The sequence below is a fragment of the endosymbiont GvMRE of Glomus versiforme genome (assembly GCF_003546845.1).
In genome coordinates, this window is sequence record NZ_NWVA01000009.1 from 347,440 (window position 1) to 362,779 (window position 15,340).

General features: G+C 28.5%; 11 protein-coding genes and 1 pseudogene. 7 read left to right on the forward strand and 5 right to left on the reverse strand.

Annotated features, from left to right (window positions below; all coding sequences use genetic code 4):
- Positions 1-849: 849 nt before the first annotated feature.
- Entirely contained in the window at positions 850-2,886 is a 2,037-nt protein-coding gene (locus tag GvMRE_RS12250) for a phenylalanine--tRNA ligase subunit beta-related protein (RefSeq protein WP_147411523.1), read from the forward strand.
- 16 nt (positions 2,887-2,902) lie between these two features.
- Here the strand turns inward: GvMRE_RS12250 and GvMRE_RS12255 are convergent, their stop codons facing one another.
- A complete protein-coding gene (locus tag GvMRE_RS12255; protein ID WP_147411524.1) occupies positions 2,903-3,220 on the reverse strand; it encodes a ribosomal protein S19 family protein in 318 nt (105 codons plus the stop codon).
- Between the two features lie 412 nt (positions 3,221-3,632).
- Between GvMRE_RS12255 and GvMRE_RS12265 the strand changes: the two are divergent.
- Positions 3,633-4,922, forward strand: a pseudogene (locus GvMRE_RS12265) (ammonium transporter).
- 310 nt (positions 4,923-5,232) lie between these two features.
- Here the strand turns inward: GvMRE_RS12265 and GvMRE_RS12270 are convergent.
- Positions 5,233-5,625: a ribosomal protein uS13 gene (locus tag GvMRE_RS12270; RefSeq protein WP_172575417.1), complete on the reverse strand. Its 393-nt coding sequence runs from the start codon at positions 5,623-5,625 to the stop codon at positions 5,233-5,235.
- A gap of 211 nt (positions 5,626-5,836) precedes the next feature.
- Here GvMRE_RS12270 and GvMRE_RS14175 point away from each other — a divergent pair, with 211 nt between their 5' ends.
- Positions 5,837-7,402, forward strand: a complete 1,566-nt coding sequence (locus GvMRE_RS14175) for a hypothetical protein (protein WP_216361648.1) — start codon at positions 5,837-5,839, stop codon at positions 7,400-7,402.
- A gap of 373 nt (positions 7,403-7,775) precedes the next feature.
- Here the strand turns inward: GvMRE_RS14175 and GvMRE_RS12280 are convergent, their stop codons facing one another.
- The 3 genes from GvMRE_RS12280 to GvMRE_RS12285 form a co-directional block, all read right to left on the reverse strand.
- Positions 7,776-8,279, reverse strand: coding sequence for a hypothetical protein (locus tag GvMRE_RS12280; protein ID WP_147411528.1), 504 nt, complete (start codon positions 8,277-8,279; stop codon positions 7,776-7,778).
- Between the two features lie 55 nt (positions 8,280-8,334).
- Positions 8,335-8,721 (reverse strand): SUR7/PalI family protein, encoded by a 387-nt coding sequence (locus GvMRE_RS14015; protein ID WP_172575418.1) that lies wholly within the window; start codon positions 8,719-8,721, stop codon positions 8,335-8,337.
- A gap of 834 nt (positions 8,722-9,555) precedes the next feature.
- Entirely contained in the window at positions 9,556-9,945 is a 390-nt protein-coding gene (locus GvMRE_RS12285; protein WP_147411529.1) for an uS8 family ribosomal protein, read from the reverse strand.
- A gap of 780 nt (positions 9,946-10,725) precedes the next feature.
- On the opposite strand from GvMRE_RS12285, the gene GvMRE_RS12290 reads away from it, so the two are divergent.
- The 4 genes from GvMRE_RS12290 (at position 10,726) to GvMRE_RS12300 (ending at position 15,291) form a co-directional block, all read left to right on the forward strand.
- A complete protein-coding gene (locus GvMRE_RS12290) occupies positions 10,726-11,337 on the forward strand; it encodes a hypothetical protein (protein WP_147411530.1) in 612 nt (203 codons plus the stop codon).
- 191 nt (positions 11,338-11,528) lie between these two features.
- The gene (locus tag GvMRE_RS14020) at positions 11,529-11,675 is read left to right on the forward strand and encodes a hypothetical protein (protein WP_172575420.1); all 147 of its coding nucleotides are present in this window, start codon (positions 11,529-11,531) and stop codon (positions 11,673-11,675) included.
- A gap of 357 nt (positions 11,676-12,032) precedes the next feature.
- On the forward strand, positions 12,033-12,353 hold the full coding sequence (locus GvMRE_RS12295; RefSeq protein ID WP_147411531.1) for a hypothetical protein: 321 nt from the start codon (positions 12,033-12,035) through the stop codon (positions 12,351-12,353).
- A gap of 604 nt (positions 12,354-12,957) precedes the next feature.
- Positions 12,958-15,291, forward strand: coding sequence for an adenosylcobalamin-dependent ribonucleoside-diphosphate reductase (locus tag GvMRE_RS12300; RefSeq protein ID WP_147411532.1), 2,334 nt, complete (start codon positions 12,958-12,960; stop codon positions 15,289-15,291).
- The last annotated feature ends 49 nt before the right edge of the window (positions 15,292-15,340 follow it).

Genomic DNA, 15,340 nt, shown 5'->3' on the forward strand with positions numbered 1-15,340 from the left:
TTTGATTATTTTATTCCTTTTATATAATACAAATATGCTGTTTTGTTTGATTGACGTTTGAATATGATAAAAAGACAATAAGTTTTTAATTAAGAGTTGATTTTTTTAAAAATAGTACTTTCACGGTTATTGTTTAATTGTTTAGTTTGAGAATAGTCTAGCTAATTGCATTTATTAAGCGTAATTAATTTTTGATAGCCTTAACAAGATTTGTAGAGGAACCATAAGAAGTTGATAAGGTAACTCAGTTCTATTCTAGATCTGTTATAAATTTCTTTGTTGTTTCTTATTAGATTTCCTAAAGACTAAGACTTATGTTATTTTCTTTAAATTTGTATTGAATCATGCAAGATAGAATAAGTTATTACTTTTATCATTAAACAAGAAAACAAGACAATAGGAAAACATTTGATTTATATTTATATTAATGATAAAAGTAATAACTTGATGCGTTTGTGATTATTTTTTCTTAAATTATAGTGACTATAGTGACTTTACTTAGAACATAATTTTCGATATCATACTATTTTGTATAGATGTAAAATCTTAAACTTTGCAAACTAGGAATATTATCTAAAAACCAATTAACGTAAGAGTTACGACTATCAAAAATGTAATTTTAACTTTAACTTTTTAATAAGTTATTACTTTACCAATAATCAATGTCAGTTGATTTTCCTCTAAACCTTTACTATCTAAGAGATTTAGATTTTAGAATACTGACATTTAATTCTAACATTGTAATATATCTCTAACAAAGAGTTATTTTTAGTAAAATTAGATTAACTTGATAATCATAGAAATAATTTTTAATTCTTTAAGATATTTAAAAATCTAACAAAAAAGTGTATGATCTCAGTACCCTGAAAATATATAAAAGAACATCTTTATTTATCCAAATATTCCCCCAAAAAAATAGAGAAAAAGTTGGTCAATTTTGGTATAGAATTAAAAATAGTTAAAAAGAAAAAGAGTTATTATCTTGATTTTAATCCCTTTCCTAATAGAAATGATTTGTTATCTTGACGAGGTATTATTCATGAAATAAGAATTCTATTAAATTGTAAAGCCAAATTGATTGATTTTCCAGCTGTAAACGAAAGCAAGAAAAAGCTAAAAATAGTGATTAACACCAGTGATTGTCATGGTTTTTTTTTGGGTTTAATAAGAAACATTAAAATTAAACAAAGCCCCTCATGAATAAAGGAATGGTTAGCAGCAAATGGCATTTGTTCTGTCAACAATATAACAGATGCTGTTAATTTAGTAATGTTAGAAACTGGGTATCGTTTTCATATTTTTGATTATGATATTTTGAATAAGAAGCTGAACATTATCCACGATGTTAGTAAAAAAAATGTTAGCGTCTCTCAAAAAAAAGAATTATTTCTAGGTTTTAGTGACATTGTAATGAGCACAGGAGAAAAATTTATTAACGCTGAAGAAGTGTCTTTGACTACACAAACGAAAAATATTATTATCGGATGTGTCTCTTTTAGTCCAAAAAAAATTAAAAGAACTTCTCAACCCTTAAATACGTCTGTTTTTATTAAAGATTCCTTCGTTCAACAGGCAAATTTGACTTTACCACCCAGACAAATAATTTGTCGAGCCATTTTACTTATCATTAAAACCTATAATGGTGATTTAAACTCAGGAGTGATTTTTGCTTATCAGGAAAAGAAAGAAAGAAAAAAATCCGTTATTATTAGCCAAAAGTTCATTGAAAAAAAAGTTGGTCAGAAAATTTCTAAGAAAACTATTGAAAAGATTTGACAACAATTGCAATTTCCCTATCAAGAAAAAGAGAATAGTTATAAAATAACTATTCCTTTTTATCGCCTCGATATCAATGGCCCAGAAGATCTGTTAGAGGAATTATTGAGAATTTATGGTTTTAATAAATTAAACAGTTCTTTTTATGCTAGTGACAAAGTCGTTCTTTTTGATAATGATAACAATGAATATGAGTCAGAAAAGAAGAAAGTTAACACTTATCTAACTAATAATGGATGACAGGAAGTTGTTACTTATTCTTTGGTTTCAGAAGAAGAAAGAAGAGATTTTGTTTATCCATCAATTAACAAGTTTTGTCAATTATTAGCGCCAAAAAATAGTTATCATGAATACTATCGACAAGGGATTATTTCAAGTCACTTGAAAATAATAAAGCACAATTTGTTGCATGGAAACAGAAACTTATTTTTCTTTGAAATTAGTTCGATTTATAATTATTCTCAAAGTGAAGAGTTGCTTGTTTTGAGTGGAACTGGTAAAATAGTTAACCAACCCTTGCATCAATTAATTCATAGCATAGATTTTTATTGGATAAAAGGGATATTAGAAAATATTTTTCAAATTTGTTTAATTAATTCAAAAATTCATTTTTCTTCTAGTTTTTTAGATTACCTAGATCCAATCAAAAGTGCTGAAATAATTTTAGAAAGAGAAAAAATAGGTTTTTTTGGCCAAGTTAATTCTCAGATCCTGAAGAAATACCAAATAAACGATACTATATTTGTCGCTCAAATATCCTTAAGCAAAATATTCCGTTATCTCAAAAATTTTCCACCTTTGATGTCCTATCATTCTATTTCTAACTTTCCGGCTAGTGAAAAAGATATATCCTTTTTACTTTCTAATAATATTGACTATAACGAAGTTACGCAAGAAATAAAAAAAATAGGAGGAAGCTATCTAGAAAAAATAACTATATTTGACATTTATCAAAGTGTTGAAATGAAAAAATTAAATCAAAAATCAGTATCTTTTAATTTAATTTTTAGAAGTCAAATAAAAACACTAGAAAATAAAGAAATAGAAATAATTATTAATAATATTATTCACCACATAAAAGAATTATTTAGTGCAAGATTGAGAGTTTAATTAGAACAATTTGGTTTTAATGAGTTCCTGCTTTTCCTTTTTTTCCAGTTTTTCTAGTAGGAGAAAAAACACCCAGTTTATGCCCAACCATATTTTGAGTAATTTGTCTTTTAGTGAAACCTTTACCTTTATGAATTTCAATCGTAAAACCAATCATTTCTGGATAAATAGTGGAAGATCTGCTTCAGACCTTAATAGGGTTACTATAAATTTTATCTATTTCTTTCTGTTCATCACCTTGTTTCAAAAGTTCAGCAATTTTCTTGTTGTATTCATCAATTTTTTTTTTTAATTTTGGATTAATGAATAATTCTTTTTTTAAGGAACGAGACATATTACTAATTTTATAGTTTAGTGTATAACATTTGAAACACATCTAAAAAAAGATTGAAACTGATTGTCCTCTTTGTGTTAATTTACGCTTTGACAATTTAATTTTATTGTAATATAAATTTGCTAAAAAGAGTATAATATTGTTCAGGATTTTTAATAGCAACTAGAGTTATTTAAGAGGTCTTTATTAATTTTTGTATGCGCTTAGATCAAGAGACTTTTTTTGATAAAATTTTGCAATTCACAACAAAAATTTCGTTTTTTTTAGAAGCAAATAACTCAGATCATAATTTAAATACTTTTACGATCTGTTTTGAGTTTTTTCAGATACAAAAATGTCAAATAATACTTCTGCAGTGGATTTTAGATTTGAAGGAATTGGGAACAACTATGATTCTGGAGACATAGCATGGATGCTTGTTTCAACATCTTTAGTATTTTTCATGATTCCAGGAGTTGGTTTTTTTTATAGTGGAATGGTTCGTGACAAAAATGCATTATCGTTTATCGTGTTAAGCATTTTATCATTAGCTATCGTATCGATTCAGGTGTGGTTTTCTCAGTTGTTTTTTTAAAATAACTATCTACATTAAGCATTTCATATAATATTTTTTTTGTCTTTTTTTTAGTGGTGGATGATAGGTTACTCTTTAGTATTTAACAAAAAAAAAAATCCATTCATCGGCGGCTTAGATAATGCATTTTTTATAGGGGTTGATGATCACCCATCGCCGGTAACTGATTCCCTCCCGAGTATAATATTTGCTATTTATCAAGGAATGTCTGCTGCGATTACACCTGCATTTATTTTTGGATCAATTGTTGAACGAGATCGTGTCGTTCCCTCGATAGTGTTTATATTTATTTGGACGACTGTTGTTTATGATCCTATTGCCTACTGGACTTGTAATCCGAATGGATGGATTTACCAATTGGGCAGTCTTGATTTTGCAGGAGGAATTCCTGCTCATACTTCTTCAGGAATTGCAGCTCTAGTTTATTCTATCATTATCGGCAGGCGCCATGGTTATGAAAAAAACAAAGAAATTGAACCACAAAACATTATAAATGCCACCTTTGGCACATTTTTGATTTGGTTTGGATGGTTTGGATTTAATGGTGGTTCTGCATTAGGTGCTAATTCACGTGCAGCTATAGCATGTACCGTAACAAATTTGGCTGCTGTATCTGGAGGACTTACGTGGATGTTTTTTGATTATAGAACGAAAAAAAAGTTATCGATTCTAGGATTTTGCTCAGGAACTATTACTGGTCTTGTTGCTATAACCCCAGGCTCTGGTTACGTTAGCATTCCCTCTTCTGTTATATTTGGATTTATTGCTGCTGCGTCCTGTAGATTCGCTGTAAAATTAAAATACTTTTTTGACTATGATGATACATTGGACGTTTTTGCAATACACGGTATTGGCGGTTTTATAGGAAACTTAATGACTGGAATTTTTGCTCAAAAATCAATTGCTGCCTTAGACAACATCAACATTTCTGGAGGATTATTGGATGGTAATTGGATGCAAATTATTTACCAATTCACTGCTTCAGTTGTTGGAATAGTTTACAGCCTCTTAATAACTGCTGCGATTTTGTTGATCATGAATATAACTCCAGGTCTATCACTTAGGAGTAAGAAAGAGGATGAGGAAGAAGGTATTGATAAATCAGAATTAGGTGAATCAGTTTACTAGTAATGAATAAATAGCAATCTATTAGTTGGTGAGGAAAAACATGAAAAAGCACCAAGACTAATCTGTAAAAGTTACTTCGCTTACTCACTTGAAATTGTTACAAGATTCTTATCAATTTAGCTCTTGGTTTGTTAGTTATCATAGTTTGTCTAGATAATAAAAAGATGCCTTTTTTGTAATGCTTAGAAAGTAGTAAAAAAATGAATGAAATTAATCTCAACCATTGAGGCCAATTATTTTTATATTGAATAAGGCGAGTTAAGCATATATCATTTTATTATTAAAATAATAAAAAAAACACTTAATAAAATTATTTCGGAGTGGGAGCTTTCTTTTTATTAGCAATAGTTATTCGTTTGTGTCCTTTAGCAGTGCGAGCGTTATGACGAGTTCTTTGCCCATGAATTGGTAAGGGGTTAGGTCTACGAGAACGCCTTAATCCTTTATAAGTACCAAGACTGATTTGCTCACTAATGTTCTTCTGGATTTTTTCTTTTAATTCTCCCTCGATAGAAAATTGTTTGATTTTTTCGCTAATAGACTTGATCTCTGTTTCGGACAAATCACGAATTCTTTTACTATTACCAATGCCTAATTTATTAATTATCTTTTCCGCGGTCGACCACCCAATACCATAAATATTGGTTAGACCAGCCCGAATGTTTTTTTTGTCAGGTATTTCTTTATTACTAATGCGAACCATATAACTAATTTTTAATGAGTTATAGAGTTGTATGTAACCTTTGCAACATAACTTTTTGATTATTATGTTTCAAAAATTCTTTTCCATTAATTAATAAAAATTTGCTAAAAATCTATTAAAAGAGAAAAACGTTAAAAGATTTGTTAGAGTGAATCTTGTCTTGATCTTTTTTTAATGCGTCAGGAGACAATAGATAATAAAACTAAGATTCTTGCTAGCAGATAAAACATTTGTTAAAATCAATGATATTGATATGAAAGAAACTAAAAGATGCGAAGTAATTCTTCAGAAGGAAGATAAATTTGAATTAAAATGCCAAGCTTTAATCGAAACTGAAGAAGGTATGTATTGTGAAAGTCATGGTTGTCCTTTGTGTAATTACAAAAAAAAACATAAAAATATCGATGGGCGTTTAAAAAATTGAAAGTTATGCGGTAGTGGTGATTGCCATCGAAAAGATTACTTCTTAAGCCTTTCTATTAGAAATAGTATTGAAAAATGAGATAAGGAATGAAAAATTTTTATTCGTTCTCTAGAATCTGCCAATAAGGAATTTTATGATAATATAAAAAGTACTATTTCAGCTATTGATGATATTAGAAGACAATCAATTTTACTTAACCTTTCACCTAGCAAAGCAATTTTAAAAGATGAACATTGCGAGCAAATTATTTATTTGATTTCTTCTTTATCTGATTTTATTGACAAAGGAACTATTATTGTTTGAAAAAGTTTCTATTCAAATTATGGAACCGATAGTTTGTTAGACATCTTTAAAGAAGAAAAAGTATTTCTTTTATCTATGTTATTGAAAGATAAACAAGATAAACAAGATATACAAGATATACAAGATAAACAAGATAAACAAGATATACAAGATATACAAGATATACAAGATATACAAGATATACAAGATATACAAGATATACAAGATATACAAGATATACAAGATATACAAGATATACAAGATATTTTGAATATTTTTTTTCCTCCAATTAGTATTAATGAGCTCGATGTTAAATATCGTAATTATCTCCAGAATTACAAAAACCTAGATCCTGGTAAAAAAAAAAACATTAAAAAGCAAATTATCCAAGAAATAAAGAATAAACGAGCTGAAAAATCTCTTTCTGATGTTTTAGACAAAGCTAGAAAATGTTCAAATAAGGAAATTACTTTCTTTATTAAAAAATTAGGAGTTCTTCCTACTCATGTTAGAGAAGATAGTCAAGTAAAAAAAGTCATCAATGTGCTTAATAATCGTCTTTTCAATTTAGGTGATAAAGAAAAAAATGAAGGATTACAATTTAATGCTTGTAAAAAGTTTGATAATTGATTAAGGAAAGCGAATAATTTGAAACTAGATGTTAACGATCCTTTTGAAAAATTTAAAGAAGATATTAAAAATATAAAGACTGAAGAGGAAATAAAAAATAAAAAAAAACTCGCTAGAAAGCATATTTTAACTAAATTTAAAGAAAAAATTAAACAAGAATTTAATTTTATGCTAAGTAGTGATGAAAAACTAAAAATAGATAGTGAAGAAAGTTTTGCTGAGTTAGAACTTTTAAGACATAAAATGTCACAAAGCAATAACAAAAAGAATAAATATCGTGAGAAATTTTACGGTCAACTTTTCAAAAAAGCTTCTTTTTTTTTAATAATAACGACCATGATTTTGATAGCAGCTAAATTATTCCATATGTTACTAAGTAAAACCAAAAAAAATACAACTAGACAAAGTAATATTGTTATCGATGGTAGTATATCAAAATAAATCTCTTATTATTATGAAAAAAATAGAAAAAATTTAACTAATTTGGATCTAAATTTTTGTAATTATGTTCCGTAAAAAATTTTCTTTGAAATTAGTTCGATTTATAATTATTCTCAAAGTGAAGAGTTGCTTGTTTTGAGTGGAACTGGTAAAATAGTTAACCAACCCTTGCATCAATTAATTCATAGCATAGATTTTTATTGGATAAAAGGGATATTAGAAAATATTTTTCAAATTTGTTTAGTTTTAGACAAAGGGTTTAAAAAAGTCTTATATTGACAAGAACTAGTTTTATATCCTGCTCGATAGTGTTTATATTATAGGATAAAAAAAGAAATTCATTTTAATTTTAATAGATAATAATATAAAACGTTTACTTCATTCTCATTTCAGAAACTTTTTTTGCTAATTTTAACCAACGACGCACATAAATAAGAACTAAAACAATTAACAGAAAGAACAAGCTCCATATAGCTAAATAAACGCCGGATCCTGTTTTTTGCTTGTTAATGCCAGGCAAAATAGCAATTAAATTAAATACCCAAATAAATAATATCATATCAAAAATTAGAGCTAAACCATTTAGAATTATTGAAGCAAGTAAAAAAAAGGTAGCAAAAAACGGTAGATGTAAGTAGATAAAAACAAATGTAATCAAGTTAGTGGCTATGGAAATTAAGTAGGGCATAGAAAATATTCCAGACAATTTTTTGGTTGGATTCTTTGGTTGGAAATTCTCAAGTCCTTTAAGTAAATTTGCCAATAACTCTTTTGATCCCTCTTCAATTACATTGCCAACATCCTCTACAGTAGTACCTGGATTAAAAAATCTCTTAGTTTCTTTATCTGAAGAAGATACTTCATCAGAAGTCGGCACTATAAAAAAAAGATGAAAATCTTGAGCATGCTAATTTTGAAATGAAAAAACAATGCTAATTTAAACTTTTCTCACCTTTATCAAAATTATTAATCAAAGAAAACTTAGAGCACTTGCTATCAATACAATAACCATACAGTTTAAAAGTTATATTATCTTTTTTAATAATTTTTCTGACTTTGTCATCAAATTCAAATTTCGACAAGTAAATAGAACTGCAACTTCCAATCATTAATATCATTAAAAATAAAGTTGACAGGAAAATAAAAAAATAGACTAAAAAAATTAACGGATCTTTTTTAAAGCATTTAAGGAAAAAAAATAAGGAAATCCTTTTTGTATTGTTTTCATTAACTTCTTTTTTTTTGTCGTCATTATATACTAAACAAATGTCTTCAAAATTGTCAAAATCAAGAGATTCTTTTTTTTTGATATCAGACATAGGAAATCGGAATTATTTTGGAAACAAAAAAAAGTTTTTGATGATAAAAAGGATTGCTACAAGTTGATTTTTTATACTTTATTTATACACTGCTAAAAAACAATAACTTTAAGCTTAGTTTTCTATCTGAAACGAAAAAATGAAACATCAAAATAAATACTTGTGTTCATTAAAAAAGAATAAAGAGTTTTATTTGTAATAAATAATATTCTCACTAGTAAGTTTAAATGTATTACAAAATTATTTATTATTATTTTTTTTGGTCCTTATTTTGACAAAGTATGTTGGAAAAAACTATGTAAAAAATCTAAAAAGTACTTTAGCATTAACAATGAAAAGTATCAGATTATGCAAACAACCTTGACCTTTAAACGGCAATACTTCCAATTCTGCGTTGCTGCTAATCAAACTGATTCTATTTATCCTAAACCCTGCCTTTAATAATTGCTCTCACTATGATTTTAATAATTTCTGTGCTGAGTGCGTGATATATTTGATAATATTAGGTAATAACATATAATTTTACTACGCAAATTTTCATAATATGAATATTGATCTTACAATCTGATCTGAGAAAAAACAGACTCCTATTCAGGAATAATACAAAGAAATAGAAGAGTTTCTCTGAGCCAAAAAAACTGCCTATGAAATTTGAATAGATTTTAGAAGTAAGTTATGAATTAGAAACATTTTGGCTCAGATTTATACTTTATTCTTCAGAAAAGTTATTAGAAAAAACATAGTTAAAACATCAGTTTATAATGTTTTCTATAGAGTAGAGATTGAAAAATTTTATCTTCACTTCACAAGACATTTATGGTATCTTAATTTAACCTAACTAATAAAAAAAATAACTTTTCCTCCCTGATTTTTTTTTAAAGCTTCTCGATGAGTTAATAATCCGGCAGAAGTAGAAATAAGATAAACGCCGCGGTTGCGGCAGTGTTTTTTTAAATTTTTAGCTTTTAAGTGGATATGTTGCGAGGGTTTAGAGATTTTTTTTATTTGGTGAATATGACTGTTTTGATTAGAATACTTAATATCTGCTTTAATATTTCTATTTTTCTCGTCAAACCAGCATTGCAAAAGAAAATCGTTTTCTTCTAATTTTTTGCATATCTTTCATTTAAAAGAAGAATAGGGAAAAATCGCTGTGCGGTATCCTCTCATGTTTGCGTTACGTATAATTGTTAGCATATTAGCTACTGGATCAGACAGATTCATATTTATATTTATTTTATTACTAGTTTTACTTTTTTATTATTATAAATTTAACTACTTACTACTAGTAGAGCTTAAAAAAGCAAATCTAATTACATTTATCAAAAAAACTTAGCAAAAATTTTGGAAATAAAAGCAATAAATAGCTGTTCTCTCTACTTAATCCTAAAAACTTTGGCATATTATTAAACCTGTGATCTAACAAGATTTAAATTAAGAGCTTCTTAACTAAAGTTTTAAAGAGTTCATAGAAAAAAAGGTTTTTGCCTCTAAAGATTCCTAGTTGAACTCGATAGAGAATATTTTTATCATCATGATTATCTAAATAACGTAAATAGTTGGATAATCATGATTTTAGAAAAGAATTAGCCACTTTTTTAAAGCTTAAAACTATATCGTAGACAAGTGAAAAACTTTTGAAGACCACGTGATATGTTGTAACTCATTTCTATCGAATTCTTCGAAACAAGCTTTCTTGCAGGAAGAAATTTGATAAAACAATACCGTATTAATATTCAATTCAAACAATATGAAATGTAAAATTAAAAAGAAGATAAAATCCAAAAAAAAGCATCATTTTAGTTTCAAATTTTTGTTAAAAATAAATTGCTGTGAAACATATTCTTTTGCTTAATAAATCAATACAATTGTATTACATTTTAGATATAAACTCTCTTTTTTTCTAATACATCTTTGATAATGGTTTGAAGCTATCTACCCATTTTATTTTTAAATAATTTGTATTTTCTTAAAAATTTTACACATATTTTTACTCACTAAAATATGAAAAAAATTCTTTTTATCCTCGTTGCCATCTTATTTTATTCAATTTTGGCTCCTGCTAAAAATGTTGATAGCATTTGCAAAAAATCCAAGCTGCCTTCTAATGAAGGTAAGCAAATTAGGGATGGATTTTTTTCTACTACTCAACAGGGAGAAATACCCAATATCAATAATATGGTTTCCTCCCTCATTATAAAACCTGACTTTAACCAAAAACTTCCATCTAATAAGGCTTTTGATGTGACGGTAATTACGAGTAATTTGGAGCTCGGACATTTTAGTAATGCTGATAATAGATACTATTCATTTTCTCAATGTCTTAATAACAAAGGACAAATAAAAGGTCATCAGCACGTTACTGTTCAAAAAATCAATGATAAAAATCCTCCCGATGCTAAAGACTTTGTTTTTTTTGCGGGATTAAACAAAAAACCTGACAACAGCGGAATTTTAAGCGTTTCTGTCAATGCAACATCACTTCTAAATCCTGGTCTCTACAGAATTTGTGTTATGAGTAGTTCTTTTTCTCATCAACCTTTACTCATGCCAATCGCTAAACGCGGTGCTCAAGATGATTGCATTCGTATTGAACTAGTTCAAAATAGATGTTAAAATCTATTTTTATTATCTTTTATTTTGCAAAGAAAGAGAAAAAAATAAATTATGTATGAAGCCTTTAAAGACTTTAAAAATAGAATGTTATGAATAAAAAAGAGTACCGTGTTATATGTAAAAAACCAAAGAAGCTAGTAAAGGAAATAATCTATCTATTGTCTAATGGGAAGTGGTACACCATATTAGATATGTTAAATATTCAATGTGAACAAAGTTCGTTAGCTCTAGATAACGATAGCGAACAAAATCCTCATTCTTTTTTGGAAAAAGAATGAAAAAAAAAAATCTTAAATGTTTTAATAAAAAATGTAAGAATTGTGAGAAACATCGATTAAATTTATCTAATTAATCAATTTACTAAAGAAATTAAAGTGCTATAGTAGCTTCTCTGGATCAAAAGAATTTAAATATTTCTACAAGCACCAAATTTTTAAGATAATGATGTGACTTATCTGATAATCGAAGCTAAATAGCAAAAGATTAACACAGAGAAAAACTATTACTAAGATAAATTTATTTGCATTAATTGTCGACGAGAATTAACTACTAACCATGTTGTTTAAATTAGCTCTGATTTGTGTTTTATCGAGTTTGCGCTAAAGCTAGTTAGTCGTAAAAAAATTTAATTAGAAAGGCGATTGCTACCGATACTAAAAAACGATTATAACATTGTACAATATAAAACATATATTATGGAACAAGAAAAAAACAGCTCGCAAAACGATATATCTGATTTACAAAAACGAACCTCAGATTGACAAAAAAAGAGTGAGAAACTAGAGAAAACTATTAAAAATCAAGAACAAATTATCAAGAATTTAGAAAATGAACTAAGTATTGAAAAAGAATTGAACGAACTTGTTAAAAGAGATGTTTTATGTAAATGTGGTCGTGAAGTGGTAAATAAAATATGAGGTAAAAGCTTAGAAAAAGCAATGAAAAATTCAGCACGACGCCTGAAAAAAAGGGAATCAAAATTCGAAGCTAAACTCGAAGTTCTTAGTGATAAGTAGATTAAACACATCCTTACTCGCTTATTTAAGTACTTCAAAACTTCTTAAATTGCTCTTTTACTTAATTTTCCGTATCGAAAAATTGTTTGGTTAAAAAAGTAGATAAATATCCAGGCAACTAAAAAAAATAGATGTCTTTTTGATACTTTTTCCCTTAAAACCCTCTTCTCTTGTCGTAAAAAAAATTAGCAAGCCAAGATTAACAAATCCTTTGTATACATTTTTGATCAAATTGACTTAGATATCAGCCACTACCCACTAGATTATTAATGTAAGCAGTTTCTCCTTTTCTCTTTAATTTTTCTCCTAATTCTCAACATAACAATTTTTAGATGCAACTATTTGTCTTATTCATTAACCTTTCACCTTGAACCTCTAACAAGCAAAGAAATGGCAACTAAAGGCTCAACGTAACAAACCGCCTTTTGCGAAGGCGGGAGGACAAAAATAGCATAGTTGTCTACTGTTTTTTTTACATAATATCAAAAAAAATGAGTAATAAAAACAGATATTGTGGCTAATAAAAAGAGTTTAACAAGCGAATTTTTTAACTTACTAAATTTGACTTTTTGGGAGGTGATTAGATTTATTAAAATGATTTTATATGAGTGAAAATAAAATCTATTCCGAAGCCTATATAAAACGCCTAAATAACTTGATTGATAACCATTTTAACCACTTTTCGCCGGTTCAAAAAGATTTCCGCTTAACCTTGTCTGGAATATCCCGTCTGGTCATGCTGGATCGCTACTCCCAAAAAGATAAAGAATTGAAATCTCTAGCAGTAGGAGATATAGTTATTACTAATATTAAATATGACCCCAAATTTCCCAGTAAAGGAATTGGTAAAATAGTTGATAAATTTGTTGATAATGATATTGACTTTTGAGTTATTGAAATTGAAGAAGAATTTATAAATAATATTGATCCTAATATCCTTCATAATAGTACTTCTAACCGTATAGTTAAACAGACTTTTGAAATTGAAAAACCCTTGGAGTTATATTATGAACAAATAGCTTGACGTGTGGCGAAGGAAATAGCTAGCCAAGAAAAAGAAGAAATATTAAAAGAAAATTATTTTCAATTGTTTTACGAGCAAATTAGAGACTTTAAAGTTGTTCCAGCAGGAAGGGTATTACACGGAGCCGGCAGCAAAAACCAAGTCACTTATTTTAATTGTTATGTAATGCCTTATATTTTTGATTCCCGTCGTAGTATTGCTCGTCATCGAGAAGAAGTGTTAGAAATTATGTCGCGTGGTGGAGGAGTAGGCAGCAATGGTAGCACTCTGCGACCTAGAGGAGCAATAGTAGAAAGTGTAGGTGGAAGGTCCAGCGGAGCAGTGTCATGAGTAAACGATATTTCTTTGCTAACTAACTTAGTTGAACAAGGAGGTTCTCGTCGAGGAGCCCAAATGATTATGTTGGCTGATTGACACCCTGATATTATTGAGTTTGTGGTAGCAAAAATGCAGAACTCACGGGTTCTAACTGAATTGATGATAAAAAGTCAAAATGAAGTGATAAAGGAGAAAATTAAAAATAAATTGGAAAATATGAAAAGAAACCCTGATTTTTTGGAAGGAGCCAATATTTCAGTTTGTATCTCTGACCGGTTTATGAAAGCAGTAAAAAACGACCAAGAATGAGATTTAGTATTTCCGGATATAAAAAAAGAAAAAGAATTTTATGAAAAAGAATGACAAAAAATAGGTGATGCTTATGAATGAAAAGAAAAAAAACATGAATTGAAAAAGCATTACACAATTAAAGCCCGTGAGCTGTGGAATTTAATTATTGTTTGTGCTACTCATTCGGCTGAACCAGGGATATTTTTCATTGATAGGGCTAATAAATTTACTAATGTGCGAGGTTATGGACAAAAAGTAGTAGCAACTAATCCTTGTGGCGAGCAACCTCTCGCTCCTTATTCAGTTTGTAATTTGAGTGCTATTAATTTAGCCTCTTTTGTAAATAAAAAAAATTCTGAAATTTTATGAAAAGAGTTAAAAGAAACAGCAAAAACATGTGTTAGATTTCAAGATAACATAATTGACGCCAGTTTTTATTTTCCAATTAAAGGAGAAGGAGATACTACTCTTAAAGACCAAGCCAAAGGAGAAAGAAGAGTTGGCATGGGAGTAATGGGACTTCATGACTTTTTAATTTATGCAGGTTTAAAGTATGGCTCACCAGAAGCCAATTCAGTAGTGGATAAATTATTTGAAACTATTTGTTTAACCGCTTATGAAACTTCGATTGAACTTGCTAAAGAAAAAGGCTCTTTTCCTTTCCTTAAAGATAAGAATAAGTTTGTAGAAAAATCGGCCTTTATTCAATCTTTACCAAAGAGCATGCAAGACCAAATTAGAGAATATGGAATAAGAAACTCCCATTTATTAACTGTTGCTCCAACAGGTAGCACGGGAACTCTAGTAGGAGTTTCCACCGGCTTAGAGCCTTATTTTGCTTTTTCTCATTATCGTTCAGGGCGGTTAGGTAAATGGATTAAGGTTGATTATCCAATAGTTAAAGAGTGGTTAAAATATCATCCTGAATATAACTCAGAAAAATTACCAGACATTTTCGTTTCGGCGATGGAATTGAAGCCCGAGGAGCATGTTGATGTTCAATGTGTTATTCAACGCTGAATAGATGGTTCCATTTCCAAAACTATTAATGCTCCTTGTGGTTATAGTGTCGAGCAGGTAAAAAAAATCTATGAAAGATTGTACGAAAGAGGAGCTAAAGGCGGAACTGTTTATGTAGATGGCAGTCGGGATTTTCAAGTGCTTAGTTTAGAAAAAAATGATAATAGTTCCGAAAACTTGAAAAATGAGGATAAATGTCATACTTGCGGAGAAGGAAAATTAGTTCGGGCTAATGGTTGTTACACTTGTAATCATTGCCAAACTCAGGACAAATGCGATGTTTAAATAAAGATTAAAGTTTAGCAGAACCAATAATTTTGAGGAAAAGCGTTGT